We start from the raw sequence: 25,966 nt of genomic DNA on the forward strand, positions 1-25,966 counted from the left end.
CCTCCTTTCGCTTCAATCCGGAAACATCTATTCTGAAGTAGAGTCGTCTAAACTTGCATTCAAAAAATCATATAGCTTTTGAATTCCTACTGGAACGACAAAAGTTACCAAAGCACCAACCCAGATATTCCACTTGAGTAGATTTGAAAAAAAACTTTCGAACATATTTTTCGCACCTTTTTCCTTTGTTGGAAGATATTTAGAATAATATTTCTTATCTTGTGCTATGAATCAATGCTTTATGTAAAAAGGATAAAAAATTTTAAGAAGACTGGGGAAAACGCTTTATAATATTCCGTCCAAATAACATGCTTTTCTTTAAAAGGGGTATCGGGAGGAAACTTAAGCGGGATTGCAACATAGTTTGTAGAGAACACAAACGTGTTTGAAGGTAAGTTCATGTTATTTTTTATCGTATAAACTAAAAAATAGGAGGCAGAAAATTGTTCCATCTTCTCACTTACCTATATTTGTTGTAAAATAAAGTTTATCTGGCCATATACATAATGCTAAAAAATACCCATTGGGGTTAATTTATTGCGCAAAGCCTACAACGTGTTTATAATGGAATGGTTGTAAGTGCTGATACGGCAAAGATTTTATGGACTTGTAGGAGGTTCTTTCGATGACAGCTAGTTTTGTAAAGAGTGATAATAACCAAGTGGTTTTAACGGTAGAAGCACCAGAAGAAAAGGTATCTCAAGCTCTAGATCAAGCATTTAAAAAGGTAGTAAAAAAAGTAAATGTACCTGGTTTTCGTAAAGGAAAAATTCCGCGTGCAATTTTTGAAAAACGTTTTGGAGTGGAGTCCCTTTACCAAGATGCATTAGATATTTTGCTTCCACAAGCATATGAAGATGCGATTAAAGAAACAGGGATCGAACCAGTTGATCGTCCTGAAGTGGATGTAGAACAACTTGAAAAAGGGAAGTCCCTTATTTTTACTGCTACGGTAACAGTGAAACCGGAAGTAACGCTCGGTGAATACAAAGATTTAGAAATAGAAGAAAAAGATTTTTCAGTAACAGAAGAAAAAATAAACGAAGAATTGCTCAAGATGCAAAAACAACAAGGTGCATTAGAACCAGTAGAATCCGGTTCAGTAGAAAATGGAGACACAATTGTGATGGACTTTGAAGGCTTTGTTGACGGTGTTGCGTTTGAAGGTGGAAAAGGAGATAACTACACACTTGAAATAGGCTCAAATACATTTATTCCTGGTTTTGAAGAGCAATTGGTCGGATTGGAATTAGGAGAAGAAAAAGATATTGATGTAACCTTCCCAGAAGATTATCGTGCAACAGACCTTGCAGGAAAACCTGCTACTTTCCGTGTAAAATTGCATGAGATTAAACGTTTGTCTCTTCCGGAATTGGATGATGATTTCGCACAAGATGTGAGTGAAGAGGAAACACTAGCAGATCTAAAAAAAGATATTGAGCATAAACTAGAAGAGCGATTGAAAAAAGAAGAAGAAGACTATATCCGTAATCAAGTAGTTGAAATCGCTGCATCTAATGCAGAAGTTGATATTCCAGCAGCGATGATCGATCATGAAGTGGAACATATGTATGGGCATTTTGTTCAAAACTTAAGTTATCAAGGGTTGAGTATTGAATTGTATACCCAACTCACTGGTCAATCAGAAAGTGATATTAAAGCACAGATGAAAGAAGATGCAAGTAAAAAAGTTCGTGCTGATCTTGTGATTGAAGCAATTTCACATGCAGAAAATGTAGAAGTGACAGAAGAAGAAATTAACGAAGAAATCGAGCAAACAGCAAAAGAAATGAATCGTGAAGTAGAAGAGGTAAGAGATATTATTAACAAACAAGGAAATATTGAATCATTACGTGATTCTCTAAAACGGAAGAAAACTATCGATCTACTTGTATTGAACCGCAAAAATACGGCATAATGGAATAAGGAGATTGTTCTTTTCAAGGCACGTCCTCACGTGCCTTGTTCTGTAGCATTATCGCATTTTTGAAAAATGAGGTGTTTACCTGTGCCTTTGGTTCCGATGGTGGTAGAGCAGTCCAACCGTGGCGAAAGAGCTTATGATATTTACTCACGACTGTTGAAAGATAGGATTATTTTTATCGGTAGTCCTATTGATGACAATATTGCTAATGTAGTAGTAGCGCAGCTTTTGTTTTTAGCAGCAGAAGATCCAGAAAAAGATATTCACATGTACATAAACTCACCAGGTGGTAGTGTAACAGCAGGCATGGCGATTTTCGATACCATGCAATTCATTGGTCCAAATGTTTCTACCATGTGTATCGGTCTTGCAGCCAGCATGGGAGCATTTTTACTTGCGGCTGGTGAAAAAGGAAAACGCTTTGCATTACCGAATAGTGAAATTATGATACATCAACCACTTGGTGGTGCAAGAGGACAGGCATCAGATATAAAAATTCACGCTGATTGGATCCTCCGTACCAAAGATCAATTAAATCGAATTCTTGCGGAACGGACAGGGCAATCTCTAGAAAAAGTAGCTAGAGATACCGATCGAGATAATTTTATGAGTGCGGAAGAAGCAAAAGAATATGGACTAGTAGATGATGTGCTAGTACGTATCTAACATTGAAAGGGGTGAACCGATCTTGTTCAAATTTAATGAAGAAAAAGGTCAATTAAAGTGCTCTTTCTGTGGAAAATCCCAAGATCAAGTACGTAAACTAGTTGCAGGTCCTGGAGTTTACATCTGTGATGAGTGTATCGAACTATGTAACGAAATTGTGGAAGAAGAATTGGGTAGTGAAGAAGAATTAGATCTGAAAAATTTACCTAAACCCCAAGAGATTCGAGACATATTAGATCAGTATGTAATCGGTCAAGATCTTGCTAAAAAGTCGCTTTCCGTAGCCGTTTATAACCATTACAAACGTGTAAATTCAACACCGAAAACAGATGATGTGGAATTATCCAAGAGTAATATCTTGCTGCTTGGTCCAACAGGAAGCGGGAAAACCTTGTTGGCTCAAACAATGGCAAGAATTTTAAATGTACCATTTGCAATTGCAGATGCTACTTCTTTAACAGAAGCAGGTTATGTCGGGGAAGATGTTGAAAACATCTTACTAAAATTGATTCAAGCAGCAGATTTTGATGTAGAAAAAGCAGAACGTGGAATTATTTATATCGATGAGATCGACAAAGTAGCAAGAAAATCAGAAAATCCTTCCATTACTCGAGATGTATCTGGTGAAGGTGTACAGCAGGCACTGCTCAAAATTTTGGAAGGTACTGTTGCAAGCGTCCCTCCTCAAGGCGGAAGAAAACATCCACATCAAGAGTTTATTCAAATTGATACGAGTAATATTTTGTTTATATGTGGTGGAGCGTTTGATGGCTTGGAAACATTGATCAAACGGCGTATCGGTAAAAAGGTGATTGGTTTCGGTTCTGATATGCAAACTGTCACGATGAAACCAGGGGAGTACCTCAAACTGGTTTTACCAGAGGATCTACTCAAATTTGGTTTAATTCCAGAGTTTGTTGGTCGTTTGCCAGTTGTATCTACACTAGAGCCACTAGATGAGCAGGCATTAATCCAAATATTAACCGAACCAAAAAATGCTCTCGTCAAACAGTACAGTAAGTTGCTTGAGATGGATAGCGTGGAGTTACACTTTGAAGAGGAAGCATTAGCTGCGATTGCTGCGGAAGCGATCAAACGAAAAACGGGAGCCAGGGGATTACGTGCGATTATTGAGTCTATAATGCTCGATGTGATGTTCGACCTGCCTTCCCGAGATGATGTGACGAAGTGTTCCATAACCAAAGATGCGGTAGTAAATAAAGAAGCTCCGAAATTGACAACACGCGAAGGTAGAGTTGTTAATAAGAAAAAAGAAGAATCGGCGTAAGATAAGGCAATTTTGAACTCGAATTGGGGTTCAAAATTGCCTTTTTCTATACTCAGTGTCTATCACTTCAATAGTTTATATACTTTAATGAACATTCTACTAATTCATTTCTTCAGCATGGGAAGGAGAATATAAAGCGTAAAGGTTTTTGACTTTCCGTGTTGTTAACAGTAAAATAGTGCTTTAATAGAGAGGTGAGTGCAGATGAGCAAAGAAAGTTTAGTTGAGATTAGAAAATCGATTGATGAAATCGATGAACAGATAGTAAAATGTATTGCGGCTCGAAGTCAGTTTGTGTTGAAAATAACAAAGTATAAAAATAATAAACATGAGATTTCTGCACCTGCACGTGTAGAAGAAGTTATCTCAAAAGTGAAAATATTATAGCATTGCTAGTAAGAAAACCCACGATTTCAATCGTGGGATGAGAGCGAGCAAAAGATTGATTGCTTTATCCAACATGAATGGGAAGAATTTAAAATGAATACTCAAAATGATAATGAAATTTAACATGGATAAAATTTACAATTTTAATGATATAACTAGGAATATTAAGTAGTTTTAAGAAACAGGAATATATTTATTTTTTACGGATTTTTTTCAAAATTTCTAAGAATATTCGTTTGTAAAGTCTAAATTTGATTGCTTTTATATAGGAAGTATTTCTTTTTTTGTGTCAAATTTGTGTATGATGTGCTAAAATGAAATAGCTATTTACAGACAAGTACAAATAGCAGTTCTACCTAATATCGGTTGAACTGCTTTTTATTGGTATCTAAAACATAGAAACAATTGCATCAAAGAAAGGCGTGAAATTCGTTGTTAAAATTAGTGGTGGTCGACCGAAAAAATTATTTGAATTTCGTAGAAAATCACCCTTTGCGTAATTTTTTTCAGTATCCTTCATGGTCTGATTTGAAGTCAGAATGGAAATGGTCAAATGAATTTTTGGGATGGATCAATAAAGATGGAGCAATGGTAGGCGGTACGAATGTTCTATATCGAAAAGTACCAGGTTTAAACAAATATCTTGCATACATACCACGAGGACCACTAATTGATTGGTTTTCTACTGAGTACAGTCTAAAAGATTGGTTTTACGTTTTGTTTCACCACTTGAAGAATCGAAATGTTTTCAGCGTGAAGATCGATCCGCCTCTCATAAAAAGAAAATGGTCAAGTGAAGGTATTACCAATGGAATGCTTCAATTTCAAACACATGGACTAAAAAACAAAAATATTACAGATATACCACCTAATCATGTCTATCGTGAGGTTGAATTCATTCAACAAGAATTAAACGAGATGGGTTGGAGACAGAAGATAGCAGAAGATAGTTTTGATTCAGTTCAACCTAGTTATATTTATCGTTTGGATATGTCGAATAGAGGTTTGGATCAAATATTTGCATCCTTTCACCCCATCTGGCAAAAGAAAATAAATCAAGCCGAATGGGAAGGGGTGGAGGTAAGCGTCGGAAGTTTGCAGGATATTCACGAATTTCATGCTCTTCTGTCACAAGAGGCTAGGCATGATCAGAAAGAGTCTAGAGATATTGTTTACTTTCAAAAAATGATTGAAAAACTATCCAAAGAAGATCCTTCTCGGGTTAAGATTTATTATGCAAGACAAAATAACGAGCTAGTTAGTGCTTCTTTAACGACTCGGGTTGATGGACAAGTATGGGATCTTTATAGTGCTCAGTTACGTAAAACCGATCATGCTGCGAGTTATTTGCTCCGTTGGAAGATAATCCAAGATGCACATGCAAATGGAGATCAAGTAATTGATTTTCGCGGGGTCAGTATTTCTTTGGATGAAAAAAATCATTATTTTGAACTCCTTAAGTTTAAAGTTGGTTTCGCGGGCGATGTATGTGAATTAATTGGAGAGTGGGATTATCCGGTTATCCCAATGTTGCACTGGGCATTTGATATGTATATGAAAAAACGGTAGTTGTTTCTTTCTAAAGGATATATTCTTTCTCATTTCGGTGATACTAAGAGAAGTAGATGGAGTTTAGGGGAAAGGATGTCCTATTATGAATTGGACTACCATAGTGATGGTTTTGCAAGTTTTTTTCTCAATTGTAATTGGCTTATATTTTTTCAATCTATTAAAAACACAACAGAGTAATAAAAGTGCTGTTGATAAAGAGTCCAAAAAAGAAGTAGAAAAACTCACGAAAATGCGTAATATCTCATTAACGGAACCGCTCGCTGAAAAAACAAGACCAGTCGGTCTAAGAGATATCGTCGGTCAAGAAGAAGGATTGCGGGCATTAAAAGCTGCATTATGCGGACCGAATCCGCAACATGTTTTAATTTATGGACCGCCTGGTGTGGGAAAAACAGCTGCTGCGCGTGTCATATTAGAAGAAGCAAAAAAAAGCGCTCACTCTCCGTTTAACAACGAATCAAAGTTTATTGAACTAGACGCTACGACTGCTCGTTTCGATGAAAGAGGGATTGCAGATCCTCTTATTGGTTCTGTGCATGACCCCATTTATCAAGGTGCTGGTGCCATGGGAATGGCGGGAATTCCGCAACCAAAACCAGGAGCAGTAACAAAAGCACATGGTGGAATTTTGTTTATTGATGAAATTGGCGAACTGCATTCGATCCAAATGAATAAGCTTTTAAAAGTATTAGAGGATCGAAAAGTTTTTTTGGAAAGCGCTTATTATAGCAGGGAAGATAAAAATACACCTCACCATATTCATGATATTTTTCAAAATGGTTTGCCAGCAGATTTTCGATTAATTGGAGCAACAACAAGAACACCTGATGAAATTCCTGCTGCTATTCGTTCACGATGTATGGAAATTTATTTTCGTCCACTCCTAGCAAGTGAAATTCGTAAAGTTGCTGAACAAGCATTAAAACGAATTTCTTTTGCATATGATCCAGAAGCAATCCGTGTACTGGAGCGTTATGCCGGCAGCGGAAGAGATGCAGTGAATATGGTGCAAACAGCAGTCGGTTTAGCGATGACAGATGGCAGAAAAAGAGTGGAGACTTCTGATTTGGAGTGGGTAGTTCATGTAAGTCAATTGAGCCCGCGACCGGAGTTACGTATGCCAGCATCAGCTCAAATAGGACTTGCCACTGGGCTTGGGGTATTCGGTCATCATACAGGAATGATTTTGGAAGTAGAGGTCACGGCAACAAAAGCGACAAATGGAACTGGTTCTCTGCAAATAACAGGTGTAGTAGACGAAGAGGAGTTAGGCAGCAATCGAAGGACCTTGCGAAGAAAGAGTATGGCAAGAGGTTCCATTGAAAATGTGATAACTGTTTTACGAAAAACAGATATCAATCCAGAAGCATATCATTTACATGTTAATTTTCCAGGTGGTATTCCTTTAGATGGGCCGTCTGCGGGGATAACAATTGCTACAGCTATTTATTCTGCTGTAAGAGGAATTCCTATCGACAATGAATTAGCGATGACTGGAGAGCTCAGTATACATGGAAACGTAAAGCCAGTAGGCGGAGTGATTGCGAAAGTAGATGCGGCACGCCAAGCTGGAGCAAAACGTGTGTTTATTCCTTACGATAATATGCAATCACTTTTTCATGATCTGGAAGATATAAACGTTATTCCTGTAAAACGTTTGGAACAAGTAATTGAATTGGCTTTCGAACCAAAATCGAAAAAAATAGCTGAAACCGCAACACTTACGAATAATTGGGCAACTGATGGAGTGATTCCTTCTATGGAATCTTCTTATGATTGGACAAACAAAAACGAATAAGATAAAATTTTTCAAGACTATAGCTGACAGCATGGAGGTGCAGACATGGCTCAACATGAACAAGAAAAAACTTATCCACTTCTTCCATTACGTGGACTTTTGGTTTTTCCCAGTATGGTTCTCCACCTGGATGTAGGTAGAGAGAAGTCGATAAAAGCGCTGGACCAAGCAATGGTTGAGGAGAACCACATCTTGTTGGCAACACAACAGGATGCTCAGATAGAAGAGCCAGCTCAAAAAGATTTATTTGCTGTCGGGACAATTGCAAAAGTAAGACAAATGCTAAAATTGCCTAATGGTACAGTACGAGTGTTAGTAGAGGGGCTGCAAAGAGCAAATATTCTCTCCCTAACCGAAAATGAATCTTATCATGAAGCCAGCGTGTCAGAGCTGCATGATGAAGTAGCAGTAGATCAAGATATGGAAGCTTTGATGCGTTCTGTACTTGATCACTTTGACCAGTATTTACGTTATTCTAAAAAGCTTTCTGCGGACACCTATCAAACCGTAGAAGATATCGAAGAACCTGGCAGATTAGCAGATACTATCGCATCGCATCTTCCATTAAAATTAACAGATAAGCAAGCTATTTTGGAATTGCCAACCGTAAAAGAACGTTTGGAGAAGTTGTTGAGTTTGCTTCATAATGAAAAAGAAATATTGCAATTAGAACGAAAAATACATGCACAAGTAAAAAAACAGATGGAGCAGGCACAAAAAGAGTACTATTTGCGTGAGCAAATGAAAGCAATTCAAAAAGAATTAGGGGACAAGGAAGGTCGAGCTGGAGAAGTCGGAGAACTTCGAGAAAAACTTTTAAAACTTGAAGCAGATGATACAGTTAAAGCAAAAGTAGAGAAAGAAATCGATCGTTTAGAAAAGACACCAGCTACCTCTGCTGAAGGTGGAGTAATTCGAAATTACATCGATTGGTTACTCGATTTGCCTTGGAATTATGAAACGGAAGATCAACTAGATATTATAGCTGCTGAAAAGATTTTAGATGAGGATCACTTTGGATTGGAAAAGCCAAAAGAACGGATTCTAGAATATTTGGCAGTTCAGCAAATGGTTAAAAAATTAAAAGGACCTATTCTTTGTTTAGTTGGCCCACCAGGAGTTGGGAAAACATCTTTAGCAAAATCAATTGCGAGGTCGCTCGATCGTAAGTTTGTTCGTATTTCTCTTGGCGGAGTTCATGATGAAGCAGAAATTCGCGGTCATCGTCGAACGTATATTGGTTCTTTGCCAGGAAGAATTATTCAAGGCATGAAAACAGCTGGTTCAGCTAATCCTGTTTTTTTACTGGACGAAATTGATAAGATGTCCAGCGATTTTCGCGGCGATCCAGCTTCTGCACTCTTGGAAGTATTAGATCCAAACCAAAATTCGACCTATAGTGATCACTACATTGAAATACCTTATGATTTATCTAAAGTTATGTTTATTACAACTGCTAACACCATGTATAGTATTCCGCGACCATTGCTTGATCGTATGGAAGTGATCAATCTTTCTGGTTACACAGAATTAGAGAAGGAACAAATTGCAAAAACTTATTTGATCTCAAAGCAATTGGAGGAACATGGTCTAACAGACGAAATGTTATCTATTGCAGACGATGCAATTTTAGGGATAATCCGCTACTATACTCGTGAAGCAGGCGTTCGTAGTTTAGAACGTGTGATCGGTTCTATCTGCAGAAAAGCTGCAAAAGAAATTGTTGCTGGAAAGACAGAACAAATCGTTGTTACAGAAGATAAGTTAGAAGATTTATTAGGACCGAAGAAATTTCGTTTTGGCAGAAAAGAAACAAGAGATCAAGTAGGAATGGCTACTGGATTGGCATGGACAGAAGTTGGTGGAGAAACACTTGCTATCGAAGTAACACTACTACCCGGAAAAGGGAAACTGACGCTTACTGGTCAGCTTGGAGATGTTATGAAAGAATCAGCTCAAGCTGCGTTTAGTTACATTCGATCACGTGCCCATGAATTGAACATACCTGAAAATTTCCATGAACAAAATGATATTCATATTCATATTCCAGAAGGTGCTATCCCCAAAGACGGCCCATCTGCCGGGATTACAATGGCAACTGCGCTTGTATCTGCTTTGACCAATACGCCAGTATCTAGTAAAGTTGCAATGACAGGGGAGATTACACTGCGAGGTAGAGTGCTGCCCATCGGTGGACTGAAAGAAAAGTCACTTGCTGCCCATCGCGCAGGAATTGAACATATTATTTTCCCACAAGAGAATCAGAAAGATCTTGTCGATATACCAGCAAGTGTAAAAGATGAACTGACATTCACCCCTGTTTCACACTTAGACGAAGTACTAAAGATTGCACTGACGAGGGAAATAGATGAAAATCACACAAGTTGAATTTTTAACGAGTGCCGTATTACCAGATCAATATCCAACGGAAAATCGGCCGGAGATCGCACTCTCTGGCCGTTCCAATGTTGGAAAATCATCATTGATCAATTGTCTAGTAAATCGTAAAAATATTGCACGGATAAGCTCTAGACCTGGAAAGACACAAACTATCAATTTTTTTCTTGTCAATGAACTAATGGTGTTTGCTGATGTTCCTGGTTATGGATTTGCAAAAGTATCAAAAAAGATGAGAGAATCTTGGGGAAAGATGATGGAAGCATACTTCACGAACCGGGATAAATTGGTCAGTGTAGTTCAGATTGTCGATCTTCGACATCCGCCTTCCAAAGATGATCAAAATATGTACCAGTTTTTGAAGCATTATGGAATACCAGTTATTGTAGCTGCGACAAAAGCAGACAAATTGCCAAGAAGCAAATGGCATAAACATTTAAAACAGGTAAAAGAAGTATTGCAAATGGATTCGTCAGATGCTTTAATCCTATTTTCATCCGAGACCCGAATGGGCAGAGATGAACTATTAGCTGAAATTGAAAAGCGAATAGTTGAGTCTTTTAAAGAATAACATTAAATATTTGTAGGAGAAGGCTGGGGAAACCATGAGCGAAAAAAAGTGTGTTGCAATTGTATTTGGCGGGAAATCCGGGGAACATGATGTAAGTGTGCTGTCTGCGTCTTCTGTCCTGCAAGCAATCGATTTATCCAAGTATATACCGCTTCCAGTGGGAATCAGTAAAACGGGCGAGTGGCTTACAGGAGAAGAAGCATTCAATTATTTAAGCAATCATGTAGATGCAGCGTTTTTAGATCGATTAAAGCTTGAACTTCCTGATGTGGAAAATTATAATGGAAACATTTTTCCAGCACGTACGTTTGAGCTGGCTGATGTTGTATTTCCAGTATTACATGGAACGTATGGCGAAGATGGCACCATACAGGGAATGCTTGAAATGCTAAATATTCCGTATGCTGGAGCAGGAGTGCTTGCATCCGCTGCTGGAATGGATAAAGCGATTAGTAAGGTTCTCTTTAAAGATGCATGTTTAGCCCAAGCGAAATATATTGTAGCCCAGTTTTCTGAGGCATCAGAATCAATTATTCAAAAAGTCGAACAGCAATTAGGATATCCCTGTTTTGTAAAACCTGCGAATTTAGGTTCTAGTGTAGGTATTTCTAAGGCAGAAGATAGAGATGCATTGGAGACTGCTATTGCATTTGCACGTGAGTACGACAGAAAAATCGTGATTGAGGAATTTGTCCCAGCACGCGAAATTGAAGTAGCAGTATTGGGCAATGAAAACCCACAAGCATCCAATCCTGGAGAGATCATCTCTTCTAATGACTACTATGATTATGAAGCAAAATACATAAGTGGTACTTCAAAAATGCAGATTCCAGCTGAGCTTCCAAAAGAAACATTGGAGCAAATAAGAGAAATGGCAATTACTGCTTTTCAAACGATAAACGGAAGTGGACTTGCGCGTGTAGACTTTTTTGTTCATAAGGACAATGGAAAAATCTTTATTAATGAAATTAACACGATGCCAGGCTTTACTGCGTATAGCATGTATCCAAAAATGTGGGAGCAAGTTGGTCTACCTTACACATCTCTTATCACCGAATTGATCCAGCTTGGGATACAACGCCACCAGTTAAAAAATGCGTTAAACACATCCAGATAAAGGGTTTCCAATATGGAAACCTTTTTTTCATCATACAGATCTTGCCAAAAAGAGGATATTTAAACATAATAGTGGGACAATCGATTCTTAGAAAATAAGGAAAGAGGAGCTTTTGCATGTCGAATCAAGCAGTAGTGCAATTAGAAGAGATAACAAAAGTGATTGGAAATAAAACCATTATCGATCAGTTATCTTTTACATTATATCCAGGGGAAGTAGTTGGTTTTTTAGGACCAAATGGTGCTGGTAAAACAACAACTATTCGAATGATCGTTGGGCTGATGGCCCCAACTTCCGGCAAAATTTTTATCCAAGGAACTGATGTCAGTGAAGACTTTGAAAAAGCTATTGAACATGTAGGTGCCATTGTTGAAAATCCAGAATTATACAAATATATGTCTGGATATAAAAATTTGCTGCATTTTGCTCGTATGGTTGATGGTGTTACAGAAGAGAGAATTGAGGAAGTAATTGAGTTAGTTGGTCTGCAAAATCGAATTGAGCAAAAAGTTAGTACCTATTCACTAGGGATGAGACAACGGCTTGGATTAGCACAAGCCCTGCTGCACCGTCCTAATTTATTGATATTAGATGAACCTACGAATGGACTTGATCCAGCAGGTATCCGAGAATTTCGTGACTATCTTCGTATGGTGGCAAATAAAGAAAATGTATGTGTATTTGTATCTAGTCACCTATTATCAGAAATCGAATTAATGTGTGATCGAACCCTTATTATTCAAAGTGGGAAACTAATTGGTGAAAAAATCATTCAGAAAGAAGATAAAACAGTAGAAGAAAAGAAACAAATTGTGCAGTTTCAAGTAGATCCAGTAGAAAAAGCAACTTCTTTGCTGGAATCGGATGGTTTCGTTGTATTACACACAAACGGGACTAGCTTTGAAGTGGAGATAGATCGAGATAATGTGCCGAGCTTGGTAAGAAATTTAGTGGCAAATGATATACAAATATATGCAGTAGAGACAAGAGTAAAATCTTTAGAAGATGAGTTTTTGGAAATAACTGGAGGGAAGTCAGTTGATTAAATTTATTCGCCTCATCCAAAATGAAAACATGAAAATGTTTAGTCGTGTGAGTAATTGGGTCATGATCGGATTTTTTTTCGTAATCATCTTATTTAATGTGGTAATGGCTCCTGTGGATCAAGCAGATGCTTTGATTCCAGATCCATTTTCTTATTTTTTAAGTAGTTCGGATACACCTATGATCATCATTACAACGCTTTCGATTATTTGGGCTGCAGGAATAATGGCAGCGGAATTTTCCTCTGGTACAATAAAATTGCTTTTGATAAGACCAGTGACACGTACAAAAGTACTATGGGCAAAATATGTTCTAGTTGTGCTTTATGCACTGATTTTGACGATACTGTACTATGTACTAACCATGTTGTTTGCATTTTTACTTTATTCACATGCATCTTTTTCGAGTGAAGGATTGACTATTCTAGCAAAGGCTGCAGGACTATCTTTTCTTGAATCTTTTTTTATGATTACACTGACATATATGATTGCTGTTTTGACTTATAACCGTTCTTTAGCATTAGGTGTATCGATGTTTCTTTATTTGACCAATACTGTCATCGCGTTTTTTTTACAAACCAAACCATGGGCCAAATTTTTATTTTTCACCCAGTTGAATTTGACCAAGTACGCTACTCATGATGGAGTGGTTTCTTCACCAAATACATTAGCGTTCGCTTTATGTGTCTTGGGTGTGTATTTTATTTTGTTTATTGCTGCTACATGGATCGTGTTTTCCAATCGAGATGTAGCGAGTTAATTTGGAGATTTTACCTACTTCTTTTATGGTGGTTGTAATATAACCAAAATGACAAAGAAAAAACCTGCTCCCAGAAGAGAAAATGGCAGCGAAAAAGAAATACTATGAATGTAGGGCAATGCGTCCAAGTGCACAAGGAATGGGAGTGTGTCGTAACCCAGTTCCTTGTCAGAATGATCATGATAAGGCTATCCTCGATTCCGACTATGTGCCACACCGTTTTACAACAGAAGTGCCTGATGAGTGATTGAAGTACTGCAGTCTCAATCACATTTGGACGAGTTCCACACAAAAAAATGGGACTCGTTCCCAATATTTTCATTTTATTTGTCTACGATAAACATTAAAATAAAAGAAAGCTGTCTACTTTGAAAGGATTCATCATGGCTCAGGCTTGTACGTATGTGCTTTCTGTTACACAATGCGGAGACACTGTGCGGAGTGCGGGCTCTATTGCCGTTTCTGTCATGGGTCTGCAAAGACAAAAGGACTCATGTCTTACTTCCATGATTTCGTGGAGCCGGAAGGAGAGCCTCCGATGAAAAAGGCAAGTAAGTAGACAGCAGGGGCGATAGAAATGATATCGCCCCCCCAAAAAATAAACAATAAACCCAGATAAGTAAATCCTTATCTGGGTTTATACAGAATTATGCTGGTTGAAAGCGCACGGTTTCAATCGTGGGATTAAAGCAGCGTTGTTCGAAACCCCAAAAAAAGGGCTTCAAGAACAACAAATCTTTTGTATACTAGAACACATGATCGGTGATCATCCTACTGGTAGTAGGTTTGTTCTTTGAAAATGTAGTGGTATAGGGTTTCGATGGCAAATGGATACGTCTCCCACCGAGTAAAACCATTAGAGGCAGGAAAAGAACTAGAGCGCTGGTAACAGGCGTTCCGCCCATGTGGGTACACTTCTAACTGCATGGGATGGGCTGATGAGACAGCCCCAAACTTAGGAGTTGCACAAAACAGAAATGGACGCACGTAGCAGAACTACCTAAGAATCTCACGACTTTAGTCGTGGAGAGTCTCAAATTATTGCTCTGTTAATATAAGTGGACCGTCTTTGGTAATTGCAATGGTATGTTCATATTGAGCGGATAAGCTGCCATCTGCTGTTACTGCTGTCCAGCCGTCGCCTAATACTTGAACATGATGTTTTCCAAGATTGAGCATCGGTTCAATGGTAAAGACCATCCCCTCTGTAATCAGCGGTCCTACATGCGGTGGTCCATAATGTGGGACTTCTGGTGCTTCATGCATTTTCTTCCCGATTCCATGTCCGATAAACGGTCGTACTACCGAGAGACCATTTGCTTCAGCAAAGGTTTGAATCGCATGAGAGACATCTCCAATGCGATTGCCGGCATGTGCTTGCTCAATTCCTCGATATAGTGCTTCTTTTGTCAGGTGTAATAATCGTTCAGCATCCTCGCTTACTTCTCCTACAGCATAACTCCATGCAGAGTCCGCTAGCCATCCATCTAAATTAACAACCATATCAATGGTAACGATATCGCCGTTTTTTAGTTTTTCTTTGCGTGGAAATCCATGACATACTTCTTGATTAATAGAAGCACAAGTGGCGTAGGGAAAGCCTAAATAACCTTTTTGCTCAGGAGTAGCACCATGTTGTAACAAATAATCTTCTACAAATTGATCGATTTCCCATGTTGTAATCCCAGGGGTTATTCGGTTTGCGATTTCTTTATGACAGGATGCCAATAGCTCTCCTGCTTTTTTCATTTTGCTTATTTCTCCTGTAGACTTTGTCCCCATTATACTCCTCCTATTTTTTTACAATAAAAATCGCTCCTAAACCAACAATAAAAATAGGCCAATACACATTGGTAAATGTAGCGATTGGAGCTAGATAACTAATTTCTTTTAATCCAGGCCATGCGAAAACACCGCTTAAAAGTAATACAATTCCGATGACTAAAGTTATGTTATTCTGGTTTAGGATATATTGTAACATCAATGTTGCTCCAATCATAATTACGATGATACTCCAATGTTTAGGCCAATTCTCAACATATTGAAAACCCCAGACACTAATACCAATGGTGGCAAATATTCCACCTAATAATGTCAAATGGCTTTGTTTTTGTAAAAATGAAAGGAAAATGAGGAAGATACCAACAACAAATAAAATAAAAGACCAACTTAAGAAGGAGTCTAGTTTTGCCCAATTTGTTTCTACGATGAGTAAAATAGCTCCCATAATCACTAGAAAAAAACCTATAACTCGATTCTGCATGCGTAAGTCGCTCCTTGATTAAAACATTATGACTTTTCCCTTTTTTATCATATCATACATGCTTCAAGAGGTGTTCACAGTTATGACTAGAGATTGGCATCGTTTGTGCTATAATGGGGAATGGTTTTATGATCGGTTATTATGTTAATTTAATAGAAATCGAGGTGAGAAAAGATGCATACCCTTGTCGTTGGTCTCAGTCATCAAACAGCTCCTGTTGAGTTGAGAGAGAAGTTTTCTTTTGACCCAGAGCGTATAGTAATGCCATTGCGTTCTCTTCGTGATATGAAGAGTATGCTCGAATGCGTGATTGTCAGTACTTGTAATCGGACTGAGTTGTATATTGTTGCTGATCAGCTTCATACTGGGGAATACTATGCCAAAGCTTTTCTCGAAAGTTGGTTTCGTGTTTCACGAGATGAATTTGTCCCTCATCTCTATGTAAAGACCAATCAAGAAACTGTTGAGCACTTGTTTCGAGTAGTGTGCGGTCTTGAATCTTTGGTTATTGGTGAAACACAAATTCTAGGTCAAATCAAACACGCTTTTCAATCTGCTCTACAAGCAGGAACTACTGGAACGCTTTTCAATCATTTGTTTAAACAAGCTATTTCATTAGGAAAAAAGGCACATACAGAAACAGAAATTGGGCAAAATGCAGTGTCTGTTAGTTATGCTGCTGTCGAATTGGGGAAAAAATTGTTCACTTCTTTTTCTAAGAAAACAGTATTACTTGTTGGTGCCGGGAAAATGAGTGAACTCACAGCAAAACATTTTCAAGCTTCCGGTGTCAAGGAAGTTCTTGTTGTTAATCGTACATTCTCCAAAGCGAAAGAGTTGGCTCAATTATTTCAAGGCACCGCTTTTGCATGGGAACAACTACCGATTGCTCTTCAACAAGCAGATGTAGTTGTTAGTTCCACGGGAGCAAAAGATTATGTTATTAACCATGAAATGGTACAGACAGTGCTGGATCAGCGAAAAAAAGCCCTTTTTTTTATCGATATAGCTGTACCTAGAGATATTGATCCTTCCGTCAACGAGTTAGATAATGCCTTTTTATATAATATGGATGATCTGGAAGAAATTGTTGCAACAAATATGGGATTGCGCAAGCAAGAAGCAGAGCGTGTAGAAACATGGATTAAACAAGAACAAGACTATTTTCAAGAATGGCTTGATACACTTGGGGTAGTGCCTGTGATTTCTGCTCTACGCTCCAAAGCATTGCAAATTCAGACAGATGCGATGTTGAAAATTGAACGCAAAGTCCCAGATCTAACTGCGCAGCAACGCAGAGTGATCAATAAACAAACGAAGAGTATTGTCAATCAGATGATGCACGATCCTATTATGCGTATGAAAGAATTAGCTAGCACAGAAGAGAAAGAAGTAGCACTTAAATTATTCCAACATTTTTTTGCGATTGAATTAGAAGAGGGAACAACAACTGACCAGGTTAAAGAAAAGGTTATGGCTGGTCAACCGATGATGAATTAGGGGACGAGCTATGTTTACAGAGCGCTGGGTTTTTGATTTTGTCCTTTATACCTATGTGTTGAGTTTGCTATTTTCTTATGCAACGCTACTTCGCCCTAGTAAACAAGCAAGGATCTTATCTAGTTCCTTGCTTATTGTTGTATGGATTATCCTCACATCCGACGTAGTTATGCGCTTTTTCGACAGAGGTTTTCATTATGGACAAATGGAACCATTGCTAGTGTATACATGGGCGTTACTGACGATAACATTGATTATTTCGTTTGCGTTTCAACAAGATCTATTTGTGTTTTGTGCAAGTTTAATCGGAATCACAGTACTAGCGATTCATTTATTTTTGTCTAAGGAAGTAGCTTTGACCGCACCGCCGGGTGTGATTACCGAGTTGGTATTTGTCCACATCACTCTTGCAGTATCTGCCTATGCAACTTTTTCATTAGCAGGTATCTGTGCTATGTTATATCTGATAAGTAGGTCGATGTTAAAAAGAAAAAAATGGAATCTATTGCTTCGCCGACTTCCTAGTTTGGATCGTTTAGAACAATTTATGTTTTGGATGCTCGGGATTGGTGCTTTGCTTCTTTTAATCTCGTTGTTACTTGGAAGTGTTTGGGCCTATCAGGTATATGGGAATCTCCATTGGACCGATATAAAAGTGATCGGTTCGCTGGTATTATTTCTTATTTATGTGGTTCTTTTTGGTTTGGCTTGGACAAGATGGATAACAACACAAAAAATTGCTTGGTTCGTTGTTATCTCTATGCTTTTTATCATTACCAATTATTTTTTATCCAAGGTTTATTTTTCTTTTCATCACTGGATTTCTTAAAAAGAGGGGTACTTATGGCACATTCTTACCCAATGATGGTTGATCTGACAAATCGTAATATTTTAGTTGTAGGTGGCGGAAAAGTAGCAGAACGCAAGATACAATCGTTGTTACCGACTGGTGCAAATGTATTTGTTGTCAGTCCTACTATTACAGATGAGATTCGCCGTTGTGCACGAAACAGAAAAATTCGTCTGCAACTAAGAAACTACCAATCAGAAGATGGGGAGAATTGTTATCTTGTCATTGCCGCGACGAATCAAGCATTAATCAACCTGCAAATATATGAAGATGCTCAAAAACGAAATCAGTGGATCAATGTAGTTGATCAGCCGTCTTTATGTAATTTTACTGTGCCATCTGTTTTTAAGAGAGGGAAACTAACAATCGCAGTTTCTACAGAAGGATCAAGTCCCACATTGGCAAAACAGATAAAACAAAAACTAGAGTTTCAATTTGGTGATGAGTATGAATTACTTCTCGATATAACGCAGGAACTTCGTCTAAGACTGCAATGGGAAATAAATGATCCGAAAATAAGGTACCAATTGATGAAAGATATGGTAAGTGACAAATGGATTGAGGTATGTCGTTTGCGTCCTCATTCTGCAAGATCGGAAATGCTGGATTGGATAGACACACAGATTCATATAAAAGGAGGAGCAGAATGCGGGAATTAATAATCGGAACCAGAAAAAGCAATTTGGCGATTACTCAATCCAATTGGGTGCGTACAAAATTACTGGAATATAAGCCAGAACTCTCCATTGAATTGGAAAAAATCATAACAAAAGGCGATAGAATATTAGATGTGACGCTTTCAAAAGTTGGAGGAAAAGGATTATTTGTTAAAGAGATCGAACAAGCCCTCTTAGATAAACAAATAGATTTAGCAGTACATAGTTTAAAAGACATGCCTTCTGAGTTGCCAAAAGGATTGGTTATTGGCTCGATTCCAATTCGGGAAGATGCACGCGATTGTTTGTTGTCGCGCGATGGGCTTACTTTAGAAGAGCTCCCAACGGGTTCTGTTGTGGGAACAAGCAGTCTTCGTCGGCAAGCACAAGTCTTATCCATTCGACCTGACTTAGTAGTAGAACCGATCCGCGGTAACGTGGATACACGAATCGCTAAATTGCGCGATGGGAAATTTGATGCCATTATTGTTGCAGTAGCTGGATTAAAGCGATTAAATTTATGCGATGAAATCAGCGAATATTTATCCATTACTACCATGTTGCCTCTTGTAGGACAAGGAGCATTGGCGATTGAGTGTCGTGAGGATGATCAAGAGATTTTGACTTTGCTTCAAGGAATCCATGATGAAGCAACCGGAAATGCTGTAAAAGCTGAACGAGCTTTTTTACAAGCGATAGAAGGGGGCTGTCATCTTCCGGTGGCAGGATATGGAATTTGGGAAGATGATAAGGTTCACCTAACAGGTTTGGTTGCTTCTCCAACAGGTAAACCTGTTATCAAAGAGACAGAAATAGGATCTAATCCAATTCAAGTCGGGAAACAGCTCGCCTATAAACTTATGGAACAAGGTGCAAAAGAGATTTTGGCAATGGTATAGAGGAGTGCAAAACATGAGTGCAATGGTTTATATAGTAGGAGCAGGGCCAGGAGACCCAAATCTCATCACTTTAAAAGGGAAACAAGCAATAGAAAAAGCGGATGTGATTGTATATGACCGTTTGGCTAGTCCGCAACTTCTGCAAAATGCCCGACCTGATGCTGAAAGAATATATGTTGGTAAATTACCTGATCGTCATACCATGAAACAAGAGGAAATCAACGAATTATTAGTTCAAAAAGCAAAAGAAGGCAACATTGTCACACGTTTAAAGGGTGGGGATCCTTTTATTTTTGGACGAGGCGGAGAAGAGGCAGAGCGGTTGGCTGATGCTGGTATTCCATTTGAGATTGTGCCAGGAATCACCTCGGCAATTGCAGTACCAGCATATGCAGGTATTCCCGTAACCCATCGCGATTTCAACTCTTCCTTTGCGATTGTCACAGGACATGAACGGCCTGAAAAGACAGAGTCATCCATCAACTGGGAGAAGCTTGCCACTGCAACAGAGACAATTATTTTTTTAATGGGTGTCTCTAATCTCCCCTTTATTGTTGAACAATTAACTACATACGGGCGCGCGAAAACTACTCCTATCGCACTGATCCGTTGGGGTACGAGGATTGAACAAGAAACATTGGTTGGCACACTGGATGATATTGTTCAAAAAGTAACGGAAGCCCGTTTCGGGTCCCCAGCGATCATTATTGTGGGAGAAGTAGTGAAACTGAGAGAAAAGCTGACTTGGTTTGAACGAAGACCCTTATTTGGAAAGCGTATTTTGGTTACTCGTTCTAGAAGTCAAAGCAGCGAGTTGTCACAGCTGATTAACGATCTAGGTGGTGAATCGATCGAGTTCCCTGTAATTCGGTTGGTAGAACCTAGACGTGTACATGTATTTAATGAGGCTCTTGAAAAGATTTCTGAATATCAATGGGTCATTTTTACAAGTGTAAATGGTGTGAAGTTTTTCTTTGATCGAATTCGTAAACAAAAAATAGATATACGGTCAATGCATGCCCGTCTTGCAGCGATTGGTCCAAAAACAGCTGCTGCATTACAAGAAAAAGGATTATTAGTAGAAGCATTACCTGAGGAATACAAAGCAGAAGCATTAATAGAACATCTTCGTCCCTTAGTACAAAAAGGAGAAAAGATCCTCCTCCCACGTGCAGATATAGCAAGAGAAGTATTGGCAGTAGAATTGCGTGAAATGGGTTGTGAAGTAACAGAAGTTGACGCGTATGACACCAAAATTGATGCCACAAATGCACAAGAAATTGTGTCGATGCTATTGCAACAACAAATTGATGTCATTACATTTACTAGTTCATCTACCGTGCGTAACTTTGTCCACTCTATTCGACTGGCTACAACAGATATGGAGACACTCTTACAAAAAACGCGAATCGCATGTATTGGACCAATCACCGCAAAAACGGCAGAGACCCTTGGTTTAAAAGTGGATGTAGTAGCAGAAGAATATACTATTGATGGACTTGTGAAAGCAGTACAGACATTATAAACATTTTTGGGGGGGACTAGCCATGCACTTTCATCGCCATCGGCGCCTTCGTCGCAGCCAAGCAATTCGTAACATGGTAAAAGAAAATCATGTTCGTGTAGAAGATTTTATTTATCCTATTTTTGTAGTAGAAGGCGAAAATATAAAAAGTGAAATTTCTTCTATGCCTGGGGTCTATCATTTTTCATTGGATCGTTTAAATGAAGAAGTAGAAGAACTTGTGTCATTAGGAATTTTATCGATTATGATTTTCGGAGTGCCACATGACAAAGACGAGTGTGGATCAACTGCAGATGAGGAGAATGGTATAGTACAAAAAGCAATTAAACAAGTAAAAGAAAGTTTTCCAGCGTTGTATGTTATGGCAGATACTTGTCTATGCCAATATACTTCTCATGGACATTGCGGTATTGTGGAAGATGGTGAAATCGATAACGATGAATCATTGAAACGTTTGGTAGCAACCGCAGTTTCGCAAGCTGCTGCCGGAGCAGATATGATTGCACCTTCGAATATGATGGATGGTTTCGTCGCTGCTATTCGGCAAGGGTTAGATGAAGCTGGATTTGAAAATGTACCGATTTTATCTTATGCAGTCAAATATGCTTCTGGCTTTTATGGGCCTTTTCGTGATGCTGTGCATAGTGCTCCGCAGTTTGGCGATCGTCGAACCTATCAAATGGACCCCGCGAACGCAAGAGAAGCATTACGGGAAGCTGCTTCTGATGTTGCTGAGGGCGCAGATATGTTGATGGTAAAACCAGGTCTGGCATATCTCGATATTATTCATCGTGTTTATCAAGAATTCAATCTTCCAGTCGTTGCCTATAACGTGAGTGGAGAATATGCGATGGTGAAAGCTGCTGCACTCAATGGATGGATTGACGAGAAAAAAGTAGTAGCGGAAACACTAATTAGTTTTAAACGAGCAGGAGCAGAACTTATCCTTACATATCATGCGAAAGATTTTGCCAAATGGCTAAAAGAAGGGAGTATTTAAATATGGATCACATCGATCAAGAATTGCTCAATATACTCCAAGCAGGAATAGAACTGGTACCAGAGCCTTTTCAAGTAATAGCAAATAGACTGGAAATCTCAGAAGATGAAGTATTGAAGCGGACTAAACAACTAAAGGGAGATTCCATTCGGCAGTTATCAGCTATTTTTGATACCCGAACACTTGGATATAAATCTAGTTTGGTTGCCGCAAAAATTCCAGAAGACCGTCTGGATCAAGCAGCTCAAATAATCAATCAACACCCTGGAGTAACCCATAATTATAAGCGGAATCATGACTATAACCTTTGGTTTACGATTGCTGTGCCTCCCAATAGCAAACTTGGATTAGAAAAATCAGTTGATTTACTTGGAAAATTAGCTGGTGTAGATGTCATCCGTCTGATGCCGACATTGAAATTGTATAAAATCGGTGTACAGCTCGATATGACCGGAAAAGAAGATGCGACCAAAGCAAAAGCAAAACCCCAATATACTGAAGCAGATCGCCAAAATGCCGTGAAAGAGATTACAGATTTTGATATTGCTGTGATCCGTCAATTACAAAAAGATTTACCAATTAACTCCCGTCCTTTTGATGAGTGGGCAAAAGAAATTGGAGTCTCAACAGAAGCATTGCTTTCTGCTGGCAGACAAATGATTGAACGCAAGCAAATGCGTCGTTTTTCTGCTGTACTCAACCATCGCAAAGCAGGATTCCGCTTTAATGGAATGGGTGTATGGGCAGTACCAGATGATAAAACCGATGAAATTGGATATCAAATGGCATCTTTTAAAGCAGTGAGTCACTGTTATCTACGCCCGACCTATCCAGACTGGCCTTATACTATCTTCACGATGGTACATGGCCGAACACATGAAGAGTGTGAAGATATACTGCAAGCGATTGAAGATGAAACGGGTATCAAAGAACGTGTAACATTGTATTCAACCAAAGAATACAAGAAGACAAGAGTTTCCTACTTTACACCTGAGATGGAAGTATGGGAAGGAAAGGTAATCGAAGAAGGATTGCATGTGTAATAAACAGAGTCGCTTATCACTAGATAAGTGGCTTTTTTCTTTATTTATCTATCAAAAATCAGCTGGACAAATAAAAGGTAAGAGAGTGAGTTTTGCTTTTTTGGTAGTGATGCTTACGAATCAGTATCTTTTGAATAAGGGCAAGTTGTTTTTTGTGATCCAGCCAGTTGCTTTACTGTACATATGAAACCAACTGGAAATTCTGCAACTCGTCCTGTTTGGGTCAGCCAATCAAAATAGGATTTTAAAGTAACAAATTTTTTGTTAGAGGTAGCAGGTTTACATTATTCTAAGGAGATATCGCCTGTATTCTTCATCTATAGGGGTCACATCTTCAGGACGAAATAATTCTCCTGAAGTATCTTCCATTTAACATGCAAATGTCTAAGAATATTTTCGTATGTGGAGATGGTTTTGGGTTGTTTTCTTTTGGCTTGAAGTTGAGACAAAAACAAGGGAATCGTTTCGGACATGAAGCCATTCATTCTGCGATGAAAATTAAGAGAGATAATCACCCTTTTTTTCTAGATTTCTGCGACATATACCCTTCTGATTATGCCGTAGAATGGAATTTCTAAGATATTAATTTATTACCTATCATATTTGTCTTGACTTTCCCCTGCACTGGAAGGTGTATATTCAGATAGAAGAGGGATAGAAACTGACTACATAAAAGGAGATGAGATCATGTTTAAAATTAGTGAGTTTTCCAAGCTAAGTCAGATTTCGGTGAAAACTCTTCGTTATTATGATCAAATTGATTTATTAAAACCGGCTCATACGGACCCAGATACAGGTTATCGCTACTATACGGCTAATCAACTTTTTCCATTGAATCGTATTTTGGCATTTAAAGAACTGGGATTTACACTCCATCAAATTACTCAGTTAATGAATGACAACATTCCAATAGACCAAATAAGAGGAATGTTTCGTTTAAAACAGGCTGAAATTCAAACCCTTTTGGAAGAGGAACAAACTCGATTACAACGGATTGAAAACCGACTTCAACAAGTAGAAAAAGAAGGAATATTGAAGAAGGAGCATGAGATAGTTCTAAAAAAAGTGGATAAACAACCGATGCTTTCTTTACGACAACGTGCTTCCATTCAACAAATTCCCCAATTATTTGCCCAGTTAGATCATGATTTAGGAAAAAACTTTTCTTCTTTATTGTCTCAGGCTATCCTTTGGTATGGCTGTGAAGAATGTGAAGAGGCGATTGATCTTGAAGTAGTTTATCTGTTAAAGCAAGTTCCTGCTGATTTAGGCGTTCGTGTTCAATATTTACCTGAAGTTTCCTTGATGGCAACACTATTGCATCGTTGTCATCCTACTAGACCCTGCACAGCTAGTTCCGATTTAGCCATTTGGATTGAGCAAAACGGATACCAGATCAAAGAGAATGAACCACGACGAGAAGTATTTCTGCATCCAGATCATGAACATACGAATGATTATTTTGCAGAAGTTCAGATCGCAGTTGAGAAGGTGCAATCTAATGTACGCTGAAGTAAACAAAAAATCACAGTCGATGCCCATTGCGCTTTGGACATTAGCTCTGGCCTCTTTTGGAATTGGGACAACTGAATTAGTTCCCATGGGTCTTTTACCCATCATGGCCGAAGATTTGAAGGTATCTCTTTTAGCTGCTGGTCTTTTAATTACGGGATATGCCTTAGGTGTGGTGGTAGGAGTTCCACTGATCTCTTTGTTCTCAGCTAAAATTCCTCGTAAAACATTGCTTTTGCTCTTGATTGGCGGATTTGCTTTTGGAAATCTACTTTGCGCATGGGCACCAAATTATACATTTTTGATGATTGCTAGAATTATTGTTTCTTTTATGCATGGAACGTTTTTTGGTGAGAGTTATGTAGTTGCGGCGAAGCTGGCTCCGCATACTAAAAAGACCAGTGCTTTGGCTTTAGTAGCATCCGGTTTAACTCTGTCTACTGTATTGGGGGCACCTCTTGGCACCTACTTAGGTCTCGCTTATGGATGGCGTACTCCTTTCTATGTGATAGCAGGAATTGGAGTTCTCGCATTTGTGATCATGACTTGGTTGTTACCCTCTATGGAACAAGAAAAAGTACCTTCTTTACGGAAACAGGTAAAGGTACTGCGTCGTCCTCAAGTTTTATTGGCTCTCTGTATGACAGTATTTGGGTTTGGAGGAGTTTTTACTGCTCTCACTTATATCACCCCTATGCTAGAACAAATAACTAGATTTGCTACACAGGATGTAGCAACGATTCTGTTGGTTTACGGGATTGGATCATTAGTCGGTAATTTTGCGGGAGCAAAACTGGCTGATCATCGCTTAATGCCTACCTTATTAGGAGTATTACTATCTCTAGCTGTTGTTTTGGCTGTCTTGACTTTTACCATTTACCATCCCATCGCAGCAATCATTACAATTTTTTTTTGGGGAGTAGCTGCGTTTGCTACTGTTTCCCCGTTGCAAATGCGTATTTTGGAAAAAGCCTCAGATGCTCCACAGTTTGCTTCTGGACTTAATGTAGCTGCTTTTAACTTAGGGAATGCATTGGGAGCTTTTTTAGGAGGAATTGTAGTGGAGACCCCTGTGTTGAATCTACAGGCATTACCTTGGGTGGCTGCTTTGGTTACTTTTGTAGGTGTGTTGTTCACAATTATCAGTATTTGGCTAGATAAACAAACTTTTACAAACGCAAAGGAGAAAGCATAA

General features: G+C 38.7%; 25 protein-coding genes. 22 read left to right on the top strand and 3 right to left on the bottom strand.

Going from position 1 to position 25,966, the window contains the following annotated elements:
- Window positions 1–27: 27 nt before the first annotated feature.
- Window positions 28–165: a hypothetical protein gene (locus AC5WOC_RS08820; protein ID WP_496055045.1), complete on the bottom strand. Its 138-nt coding sequence runs from the start codon at window positions 163–165 to the stop codon at window positions 28–30.
- Between the two features lie 460 nt (window positions 166–625).
- On the opposite strand from AC5WOC_RS08820, the gene tig reads away from it, so the two are divergent.
- From tig to AC5WOC_RS08880, 12 genes are all read left to right on the top strand, one after another.
- Window positions 626–1,918 carry a trigger factor gene (gene tig, locus AC5WOC_RS08825; RefSeq protein WP_496055046.1) on the top strand — a complete coding sequence of 431 codons (1,293 nt, stop codon included), beginning with the start codon at window positions 626–628 and terminating at the stop codon, window positions 1,916–1,918.
- A gap of 90 nt (window positions 1,919–2,008) precedes the next feature.
- On the top strand, window positions 2,009–2,590 hold the full coding sequence (gene clpP / locus AC5WOC_RS08830; protein WP_496055047.1) for an ATP-dependent Clp endopeptidase proteolytic subunit ClpP: 582 nt from the start codon (window positions 2,009–2,011) through the stop codon (window positions 2,588–2,590).
- A 22-nt stretch (window positions 2,591–2,612) separates the two neighbouring features.
- Window positions 2,613–3,878, top strand: coding sequence for an ATP-dependent protease ATP-binding subunit ClpX (gene clpX / locus AC5WOC_RS08835; RefSeq protein ID WP_496055048.1), 1,266 nt, complete (start codon window positions 2,613–2,615; stop codon window positions 3,876–3,878).
- 204 nt (window positions 3,879–4,082) lie between these two features.
- Window positions 4,083–4,265 (top strand): chorismate mutase, encoded by a 183-nt coding sequence (locus AC5WOC_RS08840; protein WP_496055049.1) that lies wholly within the window; start codon window positions 4,083–4,085, stop codon window positions 4,263–4,265.
- Window positions 4,266–4,697: 432 nt separating this feature from the next.
- Complete coding sequence (locus AC5WOC_RS08845; RefSeq protein WP_496055050.1) at window positions 4,698–5,834, top strand: lipid II:glycine glycyltransferase FemX; 1,137 nt, start codon at window positions 4,698–4,700, stop codon at window positions 5,832–5,834.
- An 85-nt stretch (window positions 5,835–5,919) separates the two neighbouring features.
- Window positions 5,920–7,635: an ATP-dependent protease LonB gene (gene lonB, locus AC5WOC_RS08850; RefSeq protein WP_496055051.1), complete on the top strand. Its 1,716-nt coding sequence runs from the start codon at window positions 5,920–5,922 to the stop codon at window positions 7,633–7,635.
- 45 nt (window positions 7,636–7,680) lie between these two features.
- A complete protein-coding gene (gene lon, locus AC5WOC_RS08855) occupies window positions 7,681–10,023 on the top strand; it encodes an endopeptidase La (RefSeq protein WP_496055052.1) in 2,343 nt (780 codons plus the stop codon).
- Entirely contained in the window at window positions 10,004–10,603 is a 600-nt protein-coding gene (gene yihA / locus AC5WOC_RS08860; RefSeq protein WP_496055053.1) for a ribosome biogenesis GTP-binding protein YihA/YsxC, read from the top strand. The genes lon and yihA overlap by 20 nt, the downstream gene beginning before the upstream one ends.
- Window positions 10,604–10,637: 34 nt before the next feature.
- Complete coding sequence (locus AC5WOC_RS08865; RefSeq protein ID WP_496055054.1) at window positions 10,638–11,720, top strand: D-alanine--D-alanine ligase family protein; 1,083 nt, start codon at window positions 10,638–10,640, stop codon at window positions 11,718–11,720.
- A gap of 116 nt (window positions 11,721–11,836) precedes the next feature.
- Window positions 11,837–12,766 carry an ABC transporter ATP-binding protein gene (locus AC5WOC_RS08870; RefSeq protein ID WP_496055055.1) on the top strand — a complete coding sequence of 310 codons (930 nt, stop codon included), beginning with the start codon at window positions 11,837–11,839 and terminating at the stop codon, window positions 12,764–12,766.
- Window positions 12,759–13,523 carry a DUF2705 family protein gene (locus tag AC5WOC_RS08875; protein WP_496055056.1) on the top strand — a complete coding sequence of 255 codons (765 nt, stop codon included), beginning with the start codon at window positions 12,759–12,761 and terminating at the stop codon, window positions 13,521–13,523. The genes AC5WOC_RS08870 and AC5WOC_RS08875 overlap by 8 nt, the downstream gene beginning before the upstream one ends.
- A gap of 82 nt (window positions 13,524–13,605) precedes the next feature.
- Window positions 13,606–13,770: a hypothetical protein gene (locus tag AC5WOC_RS08880; protein ID WP_496055057.1), complete on the top strand. Its 165-nt coding sequence runs from the start codon at window positions 13,606–13,608 to the stop codon at window positions 13,768–13,770.
- 791 nt (window positions 13,771–14,561) lie between these two features.
- Here AC5WOC_RS08880 and map read toward each other — a convergent pair.
- Both map and AC5WOC_RS08890 read right to left on the bottom strand, forming a co-directional pair.
- On the bottom strand, window positions 14,562–15,305 hold the full coding sequence (gene map / locus AC5WOC_RS08885) for a type I methionyl aminopeptidase (RefSeq protein ID WP_496055058.1): 744 nt from the start codon (window positions 15,303–15,305) through the stop codon (window positions 14,562–14,564).
- 10 nt (window positions 15,306–15,315) lie between these two features.
- The gene (locus AC5WOC_RS08890) at window positions 15,316–15,786 is read right to left on the bottom strand and encodes a hypothetical protein (protein ID WP_496055059.1); all 471 of its coding nucleotides are present in this window, start codon (window positions 15,784–15,786) and stop codon (window positions 15,316–15,318) included.
- A 174-nt stretch (window positions 15,787–15,960) separates the two neighbouring features.
- Here AC5WOC_RS08890 and hemA point away from each other — a divergent pair, with 174 nt between their 5' ends.
- The 10 genes from hemA to AC5WOC_RS08940 all read left to right on the top strand — a co-directional run bounded on the left by hemA (window position 15,961) and on the right by AC5WOC_RS08940 (window position 25,966).
- Window positions 15,961–17,286 carry a glutamyl-tRNA reductase gene (gene hemA, locus AC5WOC_RS08895; protein WP_496055060.1) on the top strand — a complete coding sequence of 442 codons (1,326 nt, stop codon included), beginning with the start codon at window positions 15,961–15,963 and terminating at the stop codon, window positions 17,284–17,286.
- 10 nt (window positions 17,287–17,296) lie between these two features.
- Entirely contained in the window at window positions 17,297–18,115 is an 819-nt protein-coding gene (ccsA, locus tag AC5WOC_RS08900; RefSeq protein WP_496055061.1) for a cytochrome c biogenesis protein CcsA, read from the top strand.
- A gap of 14 nt (window positions 18,116–18,129) precedes the next feature.
- Complete coding sequence (locus AC5WOC_RS08905) at window positions 18,130–18,795, top strand: precorrin-2 dehydrogenase/sirohydrochlorin ferrochelatase family protein (protein ID WP_496055062.1); 666 nt, start codon at window positions 18,130–18,132, stop codon at window positions 18,793–18,795.
- Complete coding sequence (gene hemC, locus AC5WOC_RS08910) at window positions 18,783–19,691, top strand: hydroxymethylbilane synthase (RefSeq protein ID WP_496055063.1); 909 nt, start codon at window positions 18,783–18,785, stop codon at window positions 19,689–19,691. Before AC5WOC_RS08905 ends, hemC begins: the two co-directional genes overlap by 13 nt.
- Before the next feature lie 13 nt (window positions 19,692–19,704).
- Entirely contained in the window at window positions 19,705–21,216 is a 1,512-nt protein-coding gene (gene cobA / locus AC5WOC_RS08915; RefSeq protein ID WP_496055064.1) for a uroporphyrinogen-III C-methyltransferase, read from the top strand.
- Window positions 21,217–21,238: 22 nt separating this feature from the next.
- Complete coding sequence (hemB, locus tag AC5WOC_RS08920; protein ID WP_496055065.1) at window positions 21,239–22,216, top strand: porphobilinogen synthase; 978 nt, start codon at window positions 21,239–21,241, stop codon at window positions 22,214–22,216.
- A gap of 2 nt (window positions 22,217–22,218) precedes the next feature.
- A complete protein-coding gene (gene ahbA, locus AC5WOC_RS08925; RefSeq protein WP_496055066.1) occupies window positions 22,219–23,259 on the top strand; it encodes a siroheme decarboxylase subunit alpha in 1,041 nt (346 codons plus the stop codon).
- Window positions 23,252–23,446: a hypothetical protein gene (locus AC5WOC_RS08930; protein WP_496055067.1), complete on the top strand. Its 195-nt coding sequence runs from the start codon at window positions 23,252–23,254 to the stop codon at window positions 23,444–23,446. Before ahbA ends, AC5WOC_RS08930 begins: the two co-directional genes overlap by 8 nt.
- A gap of 500 nt (window positions 23,447–23,946) precedes the next feature.
- A complete protein-coding gene (locus AC5WOC_RS08935; RefSeq protein ID WP_496055068.1) occupies window positions 23,947–24,771 on the top strand; it encodes a MerR family transcriptional regulator in 825 nt (274 codons plus the stop codon).
- Window positions 24,761–25,966 carry an MFS transporter gene (locus AC5WOC_RS08940; protein ID WP_496055069.1) on the top strand — a complete coding sequence of 402 codons (1,206 nt, stop codon included), beginning with the start codon at window positions 24,761–24,763 and terminating at the stop codon, window positions 25,964–25,966. Before AC5WOC_RS08935 ends, AC5WOC_RS08940 begins: the two co-directional genes overlap by 11 nt.

This window comes from Shimazuella sp. NTD247 (assembly GCF_059510415.1).